Source organism: Phenylobacterium sp. Root700, assembly GCF_001429025.1.
Taxonomy (GTDB): Bacteria; Pseudomonadota; Alphaproteobacteria; order Caulobacterales; family Caulobacteraceae; genus Phenylobacterium.
In genome coordinates, this window is record NZ_LMHT01000014.1 from 17,411 (window position 1) to 31,217 (window position 13,807).

The 13,807-nt window shown below is 68.3% G+C and carries 21 protein-coding genes; 8 read left to right on the plus strand and 13 right to left on the minus strand.

Translation table 11 applies throughout. The features are described 5' to 3' along the window. Positions 1-5: 5 nt before the first annotated feature. The 4 genes from hisH to ASE02_RS08910 are packed head-to-tail and all read left to right on the plus strand — an operon-like array spanning position 6 to position 2,459. Positions 6-638 (plus strand): imidazole glycerol phosphate synthase subunit HisH, encoded by a 633-nt coding sequence (gene hisH / locus ASE02_RS08895; protein WP_056733291.1) that lies wholly within the window; start codon positions 6-8, stop codon positions 636-638. After that, entirely contained in the window at positions 635-1,357 is a 723-nt protein-coding gene (hisA, locus tag ASE02_RS08900) for a 1-(5-phosphoribosyl)-5-[(5-phosphoribosylamino)methylideneamino]imidazole-4-carboxamide isomerase (RefSeq protein ID WP_056733530.1), read from the plus strand. The genes hisH and hisA overlap by 4 nt, the downstream gene beginning before the upstream one ends. Positions 1,358-1,371: 14 nt before the next feature. Beyond that, entirely contained in the window at positions 1,372-2,133 is a 762-nt protein-coding gene (hisF, locus tag ASE02_RS08905; protein ID WP_056733293.1) for an imidazole glycerol phosphate synthase subunit HisF, read from the plus strand. After that, positions 2,130-2,459, plus strand: a complete 330-nt coding sequence (locus ASE02_RS08910; RefSeq protein ID WP_056733295.1) for a phosphoribosyl-ATP diphosphatase — start codon at positions 2,130-2,132, stop codon at positions 2,457-2,459. The genes hisF and ASE02_RS08910 overlap by 4 nt, the downstream gene beginning before the upstream one ends. A gap of 159 nt (positions 2,460-2,618) precedes the next feature. Here ASE02_RS08910 and ASE02_RS08915 read toward each other — a convergent pair whose 3' ends face one another. Next, positions 2,619-2,846: a YdeI/OmpD-associated family protein gene (locus ASE02_RS08915; RefSeq protein WP_156405986.1), complete on the minus strand. Its 228-nt coding sequence runs from the start codon at positions 2,844-2,846 to the stop codon at positions 2,619-2,621. 51 nt (positions 2,847-2,897) lie between these two features. Next, positions 2,898-3,899, minus strand: coding sequence for a sensor histidine kinase (locus tag ASE02_RS08920; RefSeq protein ID WP_056733298.1), 1,002 nt, complete (start codon positions 3,897-3,899; stop codon positions 2,898-2,900). A 206-nt stretch (positions 3,900-4,105) separates the two neighbouring features. Here ASE02_RS08920 and ASE02_RS08925 point away from each other — a divergent pair, with 206 nt between their 5' ends. Continuing rightward, complete coding sequence (locus tag ASE02_RS08925; protein WP_056733300.1) at positions 4,106-4,990, plus strand: CPBP family intramembrane glutamic endopeptidase; 885 nt, start codon at positions 4,106-4,108, stop codon at positions 4,988-4,990. Here ASE02_RS08925 and ASE02_RS08930 read toward each other — a convergent pair. From ASE02_RS08930 to ASE02_RS08940, 4 genes are read right to left on the minus strand one after another with little or no spacing between them, the layout of a single operon-like run. Further along, on the minus strand, positions 4,971-5,279 hold the full coding sequence (locus ASE02_RS08930) for a polyhydroxyalkanoic acid system family protein (RefSeq protein WP_056733302.1): 309 nt from the start codon (positions 5,277-5,279) through the stop codon (positions 4,971-4,973). The two genes, ASE02_RS08925 and ASE02_RS08930, sit on opposite strands and share 20 nt — an antisense overlap. A gap of 42 nt (positions 5,280-5,321) precedes the next feature. Further along, positions 5,322-5,498, minus strand: coding sequence for a hypothetical protein (locus tag ASE02_RS22300; RefSeq protein ID WP_156405987.1), 177 nt, complete (start codon positions 5,496-5,498; stop codon positions 5,322-5,324). Further along, the gene (locus tag ASE02_RS08935; RefSeq protein WP_056733304.1) at positions 5,491-6,162 is read right to left on the minus strand and encodes a LysR family substrate-binding domain-containing protein; all 672 of its coding nucleotides are present in this window, start codon (positions 6,160-6,162) and stop codon (positions 5,491-5,493) included. The genes ASE02_RS22300 and ASE02_RS08935 overlap by 8 nt, the downstream gene beginning before the upstream one ends. Before the next feature lie 2 nt (positions 6,163-6,164). Beyond that, positions 6,165-6,599, minus strand: coding sequence for a hypothetical protein (locus ASE02_RS08940; protein WP_056733306.1), 435 nt, complete (start codon positions 6,597-6,599; stop codon positions 6,165-6,167). Positions 6,600-6,778: 179 nt separating this feature from the next. On the opposite strand from ASE02_RS08940, the gene ASE02_RS22305 reads away from it, so the two are divergent. Continuing rightward, positions 6,779-6,916, plus strand: a complete 138-nt coding sequence (locus ASE02_RS22305; RefSeq protein WP_156405988.1) for a hypothetical protein — start codon at positions 6,779-6,781, stop codon at positions 6,914-6,916. Between the two features lie 211 nt (positions 6,917-7,127). Here ASE02_RS22305 and ASE02_RS08945 read toward each other — a convergent pair whose 3' ends face one another. The 4 genes from ASE02_RS08945 to timA form a co-directional block, all read right to left on the minus strand. Then, a complete protein-coding gene (locus ASE02_RS08945) occupies positions 7,128-8,093 on the minus strand; it encodes a Tim44 domain-containing protein (protein ID WP_200957650.1) in 966 nt (321 codons plus the stop codon). A 78-nt stretch (positions 8,094-8,171) separates the two neighbouring features. Next, positions 8,172-8,708, minus strand: coding sequence for a Smr/MutS family protein (locus ASE02_RS08950; protein ID WP_082601966.1), 537 nt, complete (start codon positions 8,706-8,708; stop codon positions 8,172-8,174). Positions 8,709-8,746: 38 nt separating this feature from the next. Beyond that, the gene (locus ASE02_RS08955) at positions 8,747-9,913 is read right to left on the minus strand and encodes an MltA domain-containing protein (RefSeq protein WP_082601967.1); all 1,167 of its coding nucleotides are present in this window, start codon (positions 9,911-9,913) and stop codon (positions 8,747-8,749) included. 113 nt (positions 9,914-10,026) lie between these two features. After that, positions 10,027-10,638 carry a TIM44-related membrane protein TimA gene (gene timA / locus ASE02_RS08960; protein WP_056733311.1) on the minus strand — a complete coding sequence of 204 codons (612 nt, stop codon included), beginning with the start codon at positions 10,636-10,638 and terminating at the stop codon, positions 10,027-10,029. A gap of 151 nt (positions 10,639-10,789) precedes the next feature. Here timA and secB point away from each other — a divergent pair, with 151 nt between their 5' ends. Then, complete coding sequence (gene secB / locus ASE02_RS08965; protein WP_056733314.1) at positions 10,790-11,290, plus strand: protein-export chaperone SecB; 501 nt, start codon at positions 10,790-10,792, stop codon at positions 11,288-11,290. Between the two features lie 87 nt (positions 11,291-11,377). Next, on the plus strand, positions 11,378-11,917 hold the full coding sequence (locus ASE02_RS08970) for a GNAT family N-acetyltransferase (RefSeq protein WP_056733316.1): 540 nt from the start codon (positions 11,378-11,380) through the stop codon (positions 11,915-11,917). Positions 11,918-12,031: 114 nt separating this feature from the next. On the opposite strand, the gene ASE02_RS08975 is transcribed toward ASE02_RS08970, so the two are convergent. The 3 genes from ASE02_RS08975 to coaE are packed head-to-tail and all read right to left on the minus strand — an operon-like array spanning position 12,032 to position 13,763. Next, positions 12,032-12,361, minus strand: a complete 330-nt coding sequence (locus ASE02_RS08975; protein ID WP_056733318.1) for a hypothetical protein — start codon at positions 12,359-12,361, stop codon at positions 12,032-12,034. Positions 12,362-12,401: 40 nt separating this feature from the next. After that, entirely contained in the window at positions 12,402-13,109 is a 708-nt protein-coding gene (gene dnaQ / locus ASE02_RS08980) for a DNA polymerase III subunit epsilon (protein WP_056733320.1), read from the minus strand. 15 nt (positions 13,110-13,124) lie between these two features. Further along, positions 13,125-13,763, minus strand: coding sequence for a dephospho-CoA kinase (coaE, locus tag ASE02_RS08985; RefSeq protein WP_056733322.1), 639 nt, complete (start codon positions 13,761-13,763; stop codon positions 13,125-13,127). Positions 13,764-13,807: the final 44 nt, after the last annotated feature.

The following is a 13,807-nucleotide window of genomic DNA, read 5'->3' on the forward strand; positions in this document are numbered from 1 at the left end:
ATCCCATGCAGAGCGTCGCCCTGATCGACTACGGGTCGGGCAACCTTCGCTCGGCCGAAAAGGCCCTCGTCCGCGCCGCCGACGGCCGCGCAAACATCGTCGTCACCAGCGACCCTAAGGTCGTGGCCGCCGCCGACCGCGTCATGCTGCCCGGCGTCGGGGCCTTCGCGGCTTGCATGAAGGCGCTGGCCGAGCGCCCTGGCCTGATCGAAGGCATGACTGAAGCGGTGCAGGCCAAGGGCCGTCCGTTCCTCGGCGTCTGCGTCGGCATGCAGCTGCTAGCCTCGCGCGGCCTGGAGTTCGGCGAGACCCCCGGCCTCGGCTGGATCGAAGGCGACGTCCGTCGCGTCGAGCCCGCCGATCCGAGCGCCAAGATCCCGCACATGGGCTGGAACAACCTGATTTCGCTCAGCGGCCCGCCGCTGGTCAGCGAGATCGGCGAGGCCCCTATGTACTTCACCCACTCCTTCGCCTTCTATCCGACGGACGAGAGCGATGTGGCGGCCTATGTCGACCATGGCGGAAAGTTCCCCGCCGCGGTCGCCAAGGGCAATGTCGCGGGCGTACAATTTCACCCTGAAAAGTCGCAGAGCGCCGGGCTTGCCCTCCTGGCGCGGTTTCTGGAGTGGCGACCGTGATCCTTTACCCGGCCATCGATCTGAAGGACGGCCAATGCGTGCGCGTCCTGCATGGCGACCTCAGCACCGCCACGGTGTTCAACACCTCGCCCGCCGCCCAGGCGGCCAGCTTCGTGGAGTCCGGCTTCCACTGGGTGCACGTGGTCGACCTGAACGGCGCCGTGCAGGGCCGAGCCATCAATGAGAAGGCCGTCGAGGCCATCCTTGAGGCCGTCTCGATCCCCGTCCAGCTGGGCGGCGGCATCCGCAGCCTGAAGGACATCGAGCGCTGGATCGAGGCCGGCGTCAGCCGCGTGATCCTCGGCACCATCGCCGTCACCGAGCCCGAGATCGTCAAGCAGGCCGCCAAGCTGTGGCCCGAGCAGATCGCCGTCTCGGTCGACGTGCGCGGCGGCAAGGTGGCCACCCAGGGCTGGACCGAAAGCTCCGACCTCGACGCCGTCACCGTGGCCAAGCGTTTCGAGGACGCCGGGGTCGGCGCCCTGATCATCACCGACATCGACCGCGACGGCACCGTCATGGGCTTCAATGTCGAGGCCTTCGGCGCCATCGCCGACGCCGTGGCCATTCCGGTGATCGCCGCCGGCGGCCTGGCCACCATCGACGACATCATCCGGCTGAAGGCCCACAAGGGCGTGCCGATCGCCGGCGCCGTGCTGGGCCGCGCGCTCTACAACGGCGCGATCTCGCCGGAAGAAGCCCTGAAGGTCGCCGCCTAAAGGATGCAAGAGAGATGCTGAAGGTCCGCGTCATCCCCTGCCTGGACGTCAAGGACGGCCGCGTGGTGAAGGGCGTGAACTTCGTCTCGCTCCGCGACGCCGGCGATCCGGTCGAACAGGCCACCGCCTATGACGCCGCCGGCGCCGACGAGCTGATGTTCCTGGACATCACCGCCAGCCACGAACGGCGCGGCGCCATCCTCGACGTCATCGCCCGCACCGCCGATGTCTGCTTCATGCCGCTCAGCGTCGGCGGCGGCATCCGCCAGGTGGAGGACGCCCGGCGTCTGCTGCTGGCCGGCGCCGACAAGATCAGCGTCAACACCGCCGCCGTCGAAAATCCCGACCTGATCAGCGCCTGCGCCGACGCCTTCGGCTCCCAGGCCGTGGTCGTGGCCATCGACGCCAAGCGGACGGACGACGGCTGGCGGGTCTTCACCTATGGCGGGCGCACCGACACCGGGCTCGACGTCGTGGAATATGCGATCAACGCCGTGAAGCGTGGGGCCGGCGAGATCCTGCTGACTTCGATGGACCGCGACGGCGCCAAGACCGGCTACGATCTCGACCTGCTGAAGGCCGTAACCAGCGCCGTCAATGTGCCGGTCATCGCCTCGGGCGGAGCCGGCAACGCCCAGCACATGGTCGAGGCCGTGACCAAGGGCGGCGCCGACGCCGTGCTCGCCGCCTCGATCTTCCACTTCGGCGAGGTTTCGGTGGCCGAGGTCAAACGCCAGATGGCTCAGGCCCACATTCCGGTCCGGGAGCTCGCATGACCCGTTTCTCCGAGACGCTCGAGCGGCTGGCCGCCACCATCGAGGCCCGCAAGGGCGCCGACCCGTCCAGCTCCTACACCGCCAAGCTGCTTAGCGAAGGCGTCGAACGCGCCGCCAAGAAGTTCGGCGAGGAAGCCGTCGAGGCGGTGATCGCCGCCGCCCAGGGCGACCAGGACGGCCTGGCCGCCGAGAGCGCTGACCTGATCTATCACTGGCTGGTCCTGCTGGCCCGCGCCGGCGTCAGCCTCGACGACGTCGCCGCCAAGCTTGAGGCCCGCGAAGGAACCTCCGGCCTGGCCGAGAAGGCCTCGCGCCCACCCTCCTAAGCTCGTCACCCCCCGCGTTCGTCATCCTCCGGTCAGCCGCAGGCTGATCCGGGGGACCCAAGCTGAGTTGCCGAACTTTCTACGTCGTATGGGTCCCCCGGATCGTCTTTCAGACGACCGGAGGATGACGAACGCGGGTGTTGGCCACGGGGCGCGCCCTCAGGCCTTCCACCGCACCTTCATGTAGACGTCGCCGTCTTCCAGCTCGTCCAGCATCTGGGCCAGGCGCTTCTGGCGGGTCGTGTCCGTCCGCGCGCGGCCAATCCAGCCGAGATAGTCGTTTCGCTGAAACGGAGGGCGAGCCTCATAGGCGGCCGTGAGGTTTCGCGCGGCCAGCGCGTCGCGCACGAAGGCGGTCATCGGATTGACGGTGCGGATCAGCGTCATGCAGGCAAGCTCCACAGTCTGCCCTAACAACGAAGAACAACGGCGAAGGTTCTAGTGCGGCAGCACCAGGACCAGCGCCGTGCCCGGTCCGTCCCCAGCGGTGAGGATTCCGCCGGACTGGCGCGCGAAACTCTCCACCAGTTTGCGGCCAAGGCCGGTGGTCTTGATCTGGGTTTCCGGCGGCAGCCCCACCCCGTCGTCGGCGACGGTCAGTTCGCACCCGGTCTCGATGGCCCGGAGCCGCACCAGGATCGTGCCCGGACGGCTGTCGGGAAAGGCGTATTTGGCGGCGTTGGTGACCAGCTCATTGACCACCAACCCGACCGCCACCGCCCGATCACGGGATATCGTGCAGGTGGTCAGCCGGCAGTCGAGCCGCACCAGGCCGCTGAGCAGCAGGCTGTCGGACAGGTTCTCGCAGAGATCGCCGAGATAGGAGGCCAGGTCGATATGCTCGTCCGTGCCGCCAGGCGAGTAGAGGTACGAATGGGCCTGGGCCATCGAATGGATCCGGCGCAGGGCGTCGGACAGCGCCTGCTGGGAGCCGGGATCGGCGGTGCGCCGCCGCTGCATGTCGAGCAGGCTCTCGACCATCTGGAAATTGTTCTTCACCCGATGGTTCAGCTCGCGCAGCAACAGATCGCGCACCTCCAGCTTGGCCGCCCGCTCCGCGCCGGCGGCGCTGTAGGCGGTGCGGAAGGCCTGGGCCACCGCCACCACCAACAGGCCGCTGAGCCCGTTCAGCAGCAGGGAGGCCCCCTCCCCCGGCTCCAGCGGCCCGAACCGCGCCGGCGACAGCACCATGTACCAGACCCCCAGCAACAGCAGGGTCAGGGCGATGACGCCGGCCCGCCAACCGGCCAGCAGGGTCGCCAGCAGCACGGCGGGAAACAGGAATACGAACGGGGCCGGCGCCGGGACCACCAGGTCGACGATCAGCCGCAGCAGGCCGGCCAGCGCGACACAAACGCTGGCGCATACCCACTCTGTCACCCAGGTGGGCACCTCCGGCGCGAGCCGCTCGCGCAGATCAAGGTCGTCCAGTCCTCGCATAGCTCAACCACAACGGTCCCATGTGGCGTGACGGTCAAGGAAGTAATCTCGTTAGACGCGAACTTTTCGCAAAAACAGCCTTAATGGGTCATACGTCAAGAAGGTTGAACGCCGGCCACGACGATTTCTTGCGCTCTCCGGGCCAGATCGGGACTAAATGTCAGCGCCAAAGTGGCTTTGCTGCATGAGCCGACTGATAGTCACCCGTGATCGCCGAATTTCCCTTCCTACGGGCCGTGACCGAGCGTGATCGGCGTTGGCCGCGGATCGCGGTCATGGCCCTGGCCACCCCGGTGGTGTTCTTCGTCCTCAGCATCGTCATCGCCATGGTCTTGGCGATGTCGTCCGGCGGCGACATCTTCGCGGTCACCGCCGACCCCAAGCTCCAGCGCTCGGCGATCTATGTGCTGCAGCTCGGCGCCGGGCTGGGCGGCCTGGCCTTCGGCATCATGCTCGCCGCCCACTACATCTTCGCCCGGCCGATGTTCAGCTGGCTCACCGCGGCCCCGCGCTTTCGCTGGAACCTGGTGCTGTGGGGCGCCGCCCTCACCGTGATCGGCGTGGCGGTGGTGATGACCGTCGACGTGCTGATCCTGAACGGCGAGTTCGAGTTTCCGATCTTCGACCCGGCCTATGGCCTCAGCCTCAAGCTCGGCTATCTCGCCGCAGTGCTGGTCGGCCTGTTCGTCGCCGCGACGGCCGAGGAAATCGTGTTCCGCGGCTACCTGCTGCAACAGACCGCGGCCCTGACCCACCGGACTTGGGCGATCATCGCGATCAACGCCGTGGTGTTCGCGCTCTTCCACCTGGAGTTCGACCCGGCCGCCCTGGCGGCGCGGGCCTTGGCTGGGGCGGCCTTCACCTGGGCCGCCTTGCGCCTGGGAGGCCTGGAGTTCGCCATCGGCGCCCATGTGGCGACCAACCTGATGATCGCCCTGGTCCAGGGGCCGATGCTGCCGGAGGATCCCGGCGCGGCCGGCGACGCCAGCGATGTCGTCGGCGAGGTCGCCCTGGCGCTCTACATGATCTGGGCGGTGGAGATCACGCGCCGCATGCCCCGGCTGATGAGGTCTATTTCTTCTCAAGCATGAGCTGGCCCTCGGTCTTCAGCCGGCCCTTCACCTTGTCGGCGATCATCGCGAAGAACGGCGGCAGGTCGACCTCCATGCGGACGGTCTCCTCCAACACGTCGAGCCGGCCGGCCACCGCCTGACCGACGACCTTGGCCGAGAAGCTCAGGCAGTCGCCCTCCCAGGCCTTGGTCAGTTTCACGCTGTCGCCGAACTGGTGGCCCAGGCGGCCGATCCCATCCTCGATCCGCTTACGCGCCTCGGCCTTGCCGAGCTCATGGGGGATGGTGACGGTGACGGGCTTGCTCATGAGGGCCTCCTCCGAAGGATCCCGTTATAACGGGCGGGCGGCCTAAGCGCTCCCGTCCTGTGACGCCCCCGGCGGCGCGGGCTGGCCCCTCCCCTCGGCCTGACGAGCCAGCGCCACCGCTCCGGCCAGGATCAGCACCATGGCGGCGATGGCGAGATTGGCCCACAGCCCGCGACGGTCGCCGCCGCGTCGGAACATCGAGGGCTCGCCGTCACGCATCGCCCGCCTCCCCGCCGCGCGCCGCCTCCAGGAACCGGCGCAGCGCCGGGCGCTCATTCTCCGGCGCCCAGAACGCGCAGTAGGACAACCACGCGCTCTCGCTCTCCAGCGGCCGCGCGCAAACCCCGGGATAGAAGGCGCCGAGCGCCGAGCCGCCGGCCAGGGTCACGCCGAAGCCCAGCGCCGTCAGGTCGATCAGATTGTCCCGCTGGACGGCGTAGTACAGGAAATTCGGCGGGCCGCCGAGCGCCCCGATGATCGCCCGCTGCAGGGCGCGGTCCCCGGCCCCGTTCCCGGCCATCAGGATCGGGGTTTCGCGCAGAGCGGCCGAGGGCACGCTGTTGCAGGCGGCCAGGGGATGCCCCTCGGCCATGAAGGCCATCAGCGGCTCGCTCCAGAGCGGCGTCGAACGCCACCCGCGCGCGCCGGCGTCATGCAGCGCCACGGCCAGGTCGACGCCCCGTCCGGGGATACGCTCGGCCAGCCCGATCTCGTCGAGGTCCTCGATCACCAAGTCGACCTCCGGCCGCCCGGCGCGATAGCGGCCGACCAGAGTACGAAGCGGCCCCCAGTTGAGCGAGCAGGCGACGCCCAGCGTCAGCCGCTCCCGCCGCCGGGGCATGCGCCACGCGGAGATCGGCGTGGTGTAGGTGCGAAGGTCCATGATCAAGCCGCCGCCCGCAGTTCGCTCACCCGCCGACGCGCCACCAGCACCTCGCGGCGGGCGCCCGACAGTCGGCGGACCACGTTGAAGCCGTGGCCCCGGAACACCGCCTCCATCACGCCGTCATTGGCGGCTGGCGCATGGGCGGTCTGGACGATCATCACCCCGCCCTCGCGGACATGAGGGCCTCGATCCAGCAGGTCCGCCAGCCAGCTCGCCGTCGCCGTGTGGGCGACCAGCAGCGCCTGAGCGTCGTCGGCCGGCGCCCGCTGGCCCGCCTGCAGGCAGCCGACCTTCTCGTAGCCCCGTCGACATAGCCAAAGCAGCGCGGGCAAGCTGCCAGGGCCGGTGACGCGAATAACGCTGCCGGCCCCGACGCCGGACTCCGACAGGAGCTGCGACAGACCGATGCTTGGGTGGGAAGTCTCTTGCGACATGATCGCCTCTAACGCCGAAACGCTGACCGGGCCGGAGCCGGGTCATCGCCGAGATCATGGCCCGGCGGCGCGTAAGGGTTCGATGCGGAAGACGGCGGGCCGCATAAGGGCGGCGTCAAGATTTGGGAACGAAAGCCCCGGCTCGGCGCTCTAGGTGGCAGGACCAGAAGGGCTCCATCGTGTCCCGTTCAAAGCGTATCCTGCTCGCCATCGGCCTGATGATCGGCGTGGCCCTGATCGCCACCGAGGCCCAGGCGAGCGAGTCTGTCTGCAAGGGCCAAGCCCCGGCGCCGGCCCCCACAAGCTCGTCATCCTAGGCCTTGTGCCTAGGACCCCTCGTCCCGTTTCGCTGATCTGCAACACCTAAGCTCGACCGTCCAGGTTCCTGCCGGCCGCATTGCGACCGACAGAGGGGTCCTAGGCACAAGGCCTAGGATGACGAGGCGGAGAGATGACGAGGTCGGATGACGAGGTGACCAGGATGGAAGGATCGCCGGGCGCTAGTACGCCCGACGTCCACAAACGTCCCTAGGCTTCCTGGATCGCCGACAGCTTCCAGGGCTGGCCCTGGCCGCGCACGAAGGTCCAGAGTTCGGTGGTCTCGGTGAGCGCGTTCGGGTCGCCCTCCACCACCGCGCCGCTCTGGCGGTCGACCATCCAGTCGCGGCTCGAGTAACGCAGGGCCGCGGTGGCGTATTCCAGGTCGCCTTCGCGCCAGGCCTCGGCCACGTCGCCTTCCAGCATCTGCACATCGCTGACCTGGTTGCGCACGCCGCGGGTGGCGTTCTGGCTGAGTTCCTCGGCCAGGTAGCTCATGATCTCAGGCGTGCTGTGCTCGCGGATCGCGCCGTAGTCCTCGCGGCCGAAGGCTTCCTGGATCTCGCGCAGCAGGCGCTCGAAGATCTCACGGTCGGTCGTCAGCACGGCGAAGTCCTCGCCGGCCGAAGGCGCGACGCTCGGCGCATAGCCGCCCGACGCCGGTTGCTGGACGTCGAAGGGCGAACGGAAGCTGGTGTTGGCGGCCGACATAGGCCCGGCCGCCGCAGCGGTCGCCGGACGGCGGCGATTGGCGAAGAACTTGAAGACCAGCATCCCGACCAGGGCGAGCAGGGCGATCTGCAGGATGCCGCCCATAGCGCCGGCCAGGCCCGCGCCGAAGCCGTGGCCCAGCAGCATGCCGACCAGGCCGCCGATCATCAGGCCCTTCATCAGCGGACTGCCGAGGAAGCCGCCACGCTTAGGCGCGTTCATCGGGTTAGCCGTCTGCGGGCGAGCGGCGTTGGCCGCGCCCGGCTGGCCCGGTTGCTGCGGGGTCATCGTGCGCTGCACGGGGGCGGTCTGGGTCGGCGCGGTCCTGGTCGGGGGCGGGGCGCTGTAGGTCCGCGCGCCACGGCTGCCGAAACTTCCGCCACGACGGGCGTCCGCCTCCGAGGCGAGGGAGAGGCCCATGACGAGCGACAGGCCCAGGACGGCGGCGACTTTCGGCAACTTCAAGACACGTTTCCTTTGGTGGTTTGCGCCCTATGTCGGGTGCCGAGGTCCAACTTGCTAGGACTAAACGCTAAATTGACCTCAGCCGCGCGGCTTTAGCTTCAGCGCGACGTAGAGCGCGCCGTCGCCGCCATGCCTTGGATGGGCCGCCGAGACCCCGGCGACCACGCCGCGCAGGGCCGGGGAGGCCAGCCATTCCGGGGCGCGTTGGCGCAGCACTCCGCCGCCGCGAACGCCCTTGCCGGTGATCACCAGCACCGCGCGGCAACCGTCGTCCCAGGCGCGCAGCACGAAACGCTCCAACGCCGCCTGGGCCTGGTCCTGATCCAGTCCGTGCAGGTCGATCCGCGCGCCGATCGGGTCGCGTTCCTTGGCGATGCGATGCTTGCGGCGCGGCTCGATGTCCCGCTCGCCGCTGTTGCGCGGCGAAGGGCTGGAACGGGGCGGACCCTTGACCAGTTCGCCGACCGTGAACGGCGCGCCATCCCACACGGGCGGCGGCGGCGGCGCGGGGCCTTTCCTGGGGGGCTTGGCCTCGACCGGCGGCGTGGGTGTAGGCGCAACTTCAGGTGGCGGAGCCTTGCGGCCCGGCTTGCGGTGGACCGTTGCGGCGACCATCGACCAGAGCTTCTGCTCCTCAGGTCGGATGGGCCGTTTCACCGGTAGGGGCCGACCTTCGGGACCAGGCGGTGCATCCGCAGGGTATGACGCACCCGTCCAGCCTCGGCGCCCGCGCCATGGCCCTGGCCCAGATAGAGATCGGCGCGCACCGCGCCCTTGATCGCCCCGCCCATGTCCAGCGCCATCACCGTGCGCCGATAGGTCGGGAAGGCCCCGTTCAGGGTCGGCGCGACGCCGTCGATGAAGAAGATGTCGCCCAGGCTGTTGCGGCCGGTGTCGATCGCGATGGCCCGGCCGGGCGGCAGGGGAATGCCCGCCGCGCCCACCGGCTGGCGACCGTCGTCGGGCGCCAGGGTGAAGAACACATAACGCGGATTGAGGCGCATCACCTCGTCGGCGCGCGGCCCACGGTTGTCGGCCAGCCAAGTGCGGATCGCCTCGCCCGAGGTGTTGTTGGCCGGCAGCAGGCCCCGGTCGCGCATGGGATTGGCGATGCCGATGAAGGTCCGACCGTTGGTGGCGGCGAACACCGCCTTGATCCGGCGCCCGCTCGGATAGGTCAGCACGCCCGAGCCTTGGATCTGCAGGAAGAACAGATCCTCCGGCCGCATCCAGGCCAGGGCCTGGTCGGGGGAGGAGGTCTCGATCGCCGTGCGGTCCGGATAGGCGCCGAGTTGGCCGTTCGGCCCGCGGCGCTGGGCGTCCTTGCCCGGCGTGCCCGCACCGATCAGGTCGGCCGGCTTGCCACGAACCGGCGCCGAGAACTCAGCGTCGGGACGTTCCCGCGCCTCGTATTCCGGCGAGAAATAGGCGGTCAGGATTCCCTCGCCGATCAGCAGCTCGGGCCGGAAGTTGTCCTCGAAGAAGGCCTTGGCGCGGGCGCTGTCGAGCGGCCCGATGGCGCGCGAGCGGCGGCAGATCTCGGCCATGGCCGGGTCGCGGGCGACGCCGCAGGTGGTGCGAAACGCCTCATAGCCGGCGCCATGATCGTCCTGCGCCCAGCCGGGCAGCTCGGCGAAGCTCTCCGGGCGGGCCGGGGCGGGCAGGGGCTCAGTCGGGGTCGGACGCAGCGGAATCGAGCCCGGGCCAGGACCGGGCGGGGGAACCGCCTTGGGCGTGGCGCAGGCGGCCAGGGCGAGCGTCAGCAGCAGGGCCGGGACAAACCTGCCCTTGCCCAGATGGCCGCAGAACGCCTGCGTCATGTGTCGATAAACCAAGATCGCCCCCGGAATTGAAGCAGCGGTCCCGAGCCGAGCCGGGATTTGGTGTTTTCTAGCCTCCCGTTCGGGGCGGGAAAACGGCGGGCGGGGCCTTTCTAGGCCTCGGCGGCGTCCACATGGACCAGGAGCCAGTTCGGATCGCGGCTCTTGACACTCCGCTCGAAGGTCCAGAGTTCGGCGGTGCGCTTGTCGTCGACGGCCTCGCCCTCCGGGCCCTTGGTGCGGCTGCGGAATTCGGCGAGGAAGCGCACGGTGATCCGCGCGACGTCGTCATGCAGGTCGGCGCGCTCCAGGTCGGCGCGCGGCGGATGCAGGAATTCCACGCTCTCGGTGGCGCCTCGCGCCTCGCGCTCAGCCAGCACGGCTTCGAAACTGGCCATCACCGGCGGGGCCAGCAGGTTCTTCAGCGTCGCGCGGTCGGCAGCAGCGAAAGCGCGGACCACCATCTCGTAGGCGCCCTTGGATCCGGCCAGGAACTGCGACAGGTCGAAGGACGGATCATGATGCTTGATGGCCGGCAAGCCGGTTAGCCCCACCCCGTCGTCGGGGACGTCGAGCGCCGGCGCCTGGCGCGCGCTCGTCGCGACCGCATCGGCGGCGGGCGTGTCCTCGGGCTGACGTCCCACGCGCCGTCCCAGCACCGCGTAGAGCTGGTAGAGCACGACCCCGGCCAGGCCGGCGAAAATGATCAGTTCTAGGACTTGCAACTTCTTGGGGCTCGCTGGACGTTGAACATTCAATATAGGGCCGCGAAACGCCCTCGTCAGGGGCGACGTTGCCACGGCTTAGGCCACATGTTAGCAGCCCGCGCCACAACAGGACGTGAATGAGCGTCCAATCAACCGGATTTTCCTTAATATGACCGATACCGACGCCGCCGGCCCCGAGACCAACGGAGCGGATGCGCCCGAACCCGGCATCCGCATCCTGGCCCAGTTCGTCCGCGACCTGTCCTTTGAGAATCCCCGCGCCCCCGAGACCCTGCGCGCTCAGAACACCGCCCAGCCGCAGATCGAAATGGGCGTCGAGATGAACGCCCGCGGCCGTGAAGACGGTCTGTTCGAAGTCGACCTGAAGCTCTCGGCCCGCGCCACGCGCGAAGACGGCCCGGTGTTCCACGTCGAGCTGCTCTACGGCGGCGTCTTCCAGATCACCGGCGTCAGCCAGGAAGAACTGGAACCGGTGCTGCTGGTCGAGTGCCCGCGCTTCATGTTCCCGTTCGCCCGCCAGATCATCGCCGGCGTCACCGCCGACGGCGGCTACCCGCCCTTCATGCTCGACCCGATCGACTTCGGCGGCGTCTACGCCGCGCGCAAGGCGCAAGAAGGCCTGGGCGGCGAAACGGTCGGCAACGCCTAAGCCATCCTCGTCTTCCCCCGTCCGGCCGGCGGCGGGGCGGGGGAGGCGACCTGAATATCTGTTTGTTTTCAAAGACTCGGTGACCTGATGACCGAGCTTCATACCCCTCGGCTCCGGCTCCGGCCCGCACGGCAGGGCGACCTCGCCGCCCTGCACGCCGTGCTCAGCGACGCGCGGGCGATGCGCTGCTGGTCGACCCCGCCCCACGACAACCTCGAAATTACCCAGGCCTGGCTACGCGGCATGATTTCGGCGCCGCCGGAGACCAGCCACGACTTCATCGTCGAGCATCAAGGCCAAGTGATCGGCAAGGCCGGCTTCTATCAGTTGCCCGAAATCGGCTTCATCCTACATCCGGACTATTGGGGCCGCGGCCTGGCCCGCGAGGCTTTGGAAGCCGTGATCGCCAGCGCCTTCGCGAACTACCCGATCCCAAAGATCATCGCCGACGTCGATCCGCGGAACACCGGATCGCTGGCGGTCCTGGCTCGCCTGGGCTTTACCGAAACCGGCCGCGCCGAAAAGACGTTCCTGCTCGGCGACATCTGGTGCGACAGCGTCTACCTGGCCCTTGAACGCCCGCTGACGTCTTCCTCTCCCTCTGGGCTGGGGGGCGAGGCTAGGTGAGGGGCGGCGGCGCGTAGCGACGCAATTCGGCGCCGCCAGTATTGCGACGAGACCGCAGCCAAGGGGAGAGGAGATGGTATTTGGGCGGGTTAGCTCCAGCAAAACCGCTTCCGTTCAGCCGCGCGAAATGGACGACCACTCGACAGCTTGCGCCTCTATGACGAGCGGCTCGCGATCACAGAAGTCCAAATGAACGCGGCCTTCGGCATCGAAATAGGCCTCGCTCACCCAACCGTCTTCAAGACCAGCGAGTTCGCCTGAGACGATCTGGGCGTGGCGAAACGTCATGATTCCGGCTCGAGATGCGCTTTTTTCGTCGTTCTGATTGGACCATTCATCATCAATGCCGAGGATCAACTGATCCGGGTCATGATCGACGGTGGTGATACGCGCGTCGTGAAGCAGGCCGCGCTCATGAAACCACTGCTGGTCGATTGCCGTCATTCTCGGCCCTCCGCTTCCTGCGTTTGACCCCAGGCCGGGCCTAGATCCCGAACTTCCCCCAGAGGGTCTCGTTCTTCATCACGTCGCGGATGAACTGAGCGTGCAGTTCGCGCTCGGCGTCGGTCGAGCGGAAGGGCAGGGGACGTGGGCGCGCGCCGTATGACCCCGCCCTGGCGATGGCGACCGCCTGGGCCGCCATTTCGTGCGTAGTCAGCTCCAGAGTCAGGGCGCGGCCGCCCTTGAGCTCCAGATAAACCCCGGCCAGCAGCCGGGCGTCGATCAAGGCGCCGTGCTTTTCGCGGTCGCTGAGCGAGATCTTGAAGCGCTTGCAGAGCGCGTCCAGGGAGTTGTGCATCCCCGGGAACTTCTTGCGGGCGATGGCCAGGGTGTCGATCCAGCGCTCTTCCGGGATCTGGGCGACGCCCAGCGTCTGAAGCTCGTAGTTCACGAAGGCGCGGTCGAACCCAGCGTTGTGAGCGATGATCGGCGAGTCCCCGACGAAATCGAGGAAATCGCGGTGGATCTCCTTATCGGCGAACTTCGGCTTGCCCTTCAGGAAGGCGGCCGACAGACCGTGGACCTTCTCGGCCTCCGGCGGCATGTCGCGTTCAGGGTCGATATAGACGTGGAAACTCCGCCCGGTGGGCAGGTAGTCCTCGATCTCCAGGCACGCCAGTTCCACCAGCCGGTGGCCCAGATGCGGCTCAAAGCCCGTGGTTTCGGTGTCGAGGACGATCTCACGCGCCATGCGCTCTAGATCGCCTTATTTGGCTCGGCCTTCAAGGGAGGCGAGACGCCGCGGCGGTCTGCGCTGTGGATCACGCATGGCGGCGATAATCTCGGCCACCTGGCGGCGCGCCGGCTCCAGCCCCTGACCGGTGTCGACCACGAAATGGGCGCGGGCCTTCTTCTCGGCGTCATGCATCTGACGCGAGAGGATAGCGTCGAGCCGCTCGGCGGTCATGCCGGGCCGGGCCAGAACCCGCTCGCGCTGCTGGCTTTCCGGCGCCGAGACCACCACAACCGCGTCCATATTGGCCTCGCCGCCGGTCTCGTAGAGCAGGGGAATATCCAGCACGACCATGTCGGCCCCGGCCTCTTCGGCCGCCTTGAAGAAATGCACCCGCTCGGCGCCGACCAGCGGGTGGACGATCTTGTTCAGCCGCCCCATCGCCTCGTCGTCGCCCAGCACCCGGGTCCGCAGCGCCTCGCGATCGACGGCGCCGTCCTTGGTCACACCAGGAAAGGCTTCTTCTAACGGCGCCACGGCCGCCCCGCCGCTCTGATAGAGGTCGGCCACCGCCGCGTCGGCGTCATAGACCGGCACCCCGGCCTCGCGGAACATCGAGGCGGTCGTCGACTTGCCCATGCCGATGGAGCCGGTCAGTCCGATGATCAGCATGAGGTGTTTCTCCTGAGCAGATGCTCCCCCGCTGGGGGAGCTGT

Bases quoted from the DNA above. Each gene is read 5' to 3' on its own strand.
- dnaQ (WP_056733320.1), bottom strand. From the start codon at position 13,109: ATGGCGCGTGAGATCGTCCTCGACACCGAAACCACGGGCTTTGAGCCG.
- ASE02_RS08915 (WP_156405986.1), bottom strand. From the start codon at position 2,846: ATGACGCTGATCCGCACCGTCAATCCGATGACCGCCTTCGTGCGCGAC.
- ASE02_RS08975 (WP_056733318.1), bottom strand. From the start codon at position 12,361: ATGACGGCAATCGACCAGCAGTGGTTTCATGAGCGCGGCCTGCTTCAC.
- ASE02_RS08930 (WP_056733302.1), bottom strand. From the start codon at position 5,279: ATGAGCAAGCCCGTCACCGTCACCATCCCCCATGAGCTCGGCAAGGCC.
- ASE02_RS08910 (WP_056733295.1), top strand. From the start codon at position 2,130: ATGACCCGTTTCTCCGAGACGCTCGAGCGGCTGGCCGCCACCATCGAG.
- ASE02_RS08920 (WP_056733298.1), bottom strand. From the start codon at position 3,899: ATGCGAGGACTGGACGACCTTGATCTGCGCGAGCGGCTCGCGCCGGAG.
- secB (WP_056733314.1), top strand. From the start codon at position 10,790: ATGACCGATACCGACGCCGCCGGCCCCGAGACCAACGGAGCGGATGCG.
- hisH (WP_056733291.1), top strand. From the start codon at position 6: ATGCAGAGCGTCGCCCTGATCGACTACGGGTCGGGCAACCTTCGCTCG.
- ASE02_RS08935 (WP_056733304.1), bottom strand. From the start codon at position 6,162: ATGGACCTTCGCACCTACACCACGCCGATCTCCGCGTGGCGCATGCCC.
- ASE02_RS08955 (WP_082601967.1), bottom strand. From the start codon at position 9,913: ATGACGCAGGCGTTCTGCGGCCATCTGGGCAAGGGCAGGTTTGTCCCG.
- hisF (WP_056733293.1), top strand. From the start codon at position 1,372: ATGCTGAAGGTCCGCGTCATCCCCTGCCTGGACGTCAAGGACGGCCGC.
- ASE02_RS08950 (WP_082601966.1), bottom strand. From the start codon at position 8,708: ATGGTCGCCGCAACGGTCCACCGCAAGCCGGGCCGCAAGGCTCCGCCA.
- coaE (WP_056733322.1), bottom strand. From the start codon at position 13,763: ATGCTGATCATCGGACTGACCGGCTCCATCGGCATGGGCAAGTCGACG.
- ASE02_RS22300 (WP_156405987.1), bottom strand. From the start codon at position 5,498: ATGCGTGACGGCGAGCCCTCGATGTTCCGACGCGGCGGCGACCGTCGC.
- ASE02_RS08940 (WP_056733306.1), bottom strand. From the start codon at position 6,599: ATGTCGCAAGAGACTTCCCACCCAAGCATCGGTCTGTCGCAGCTCCTG.
- ASE02_RS08970 (WP_056733316.1), top strand. From the start codon at position 11,378: ATGACCGAGCTTCATACCCCTCGGCTCCGGCTCCGGCCCGCACGGCAG.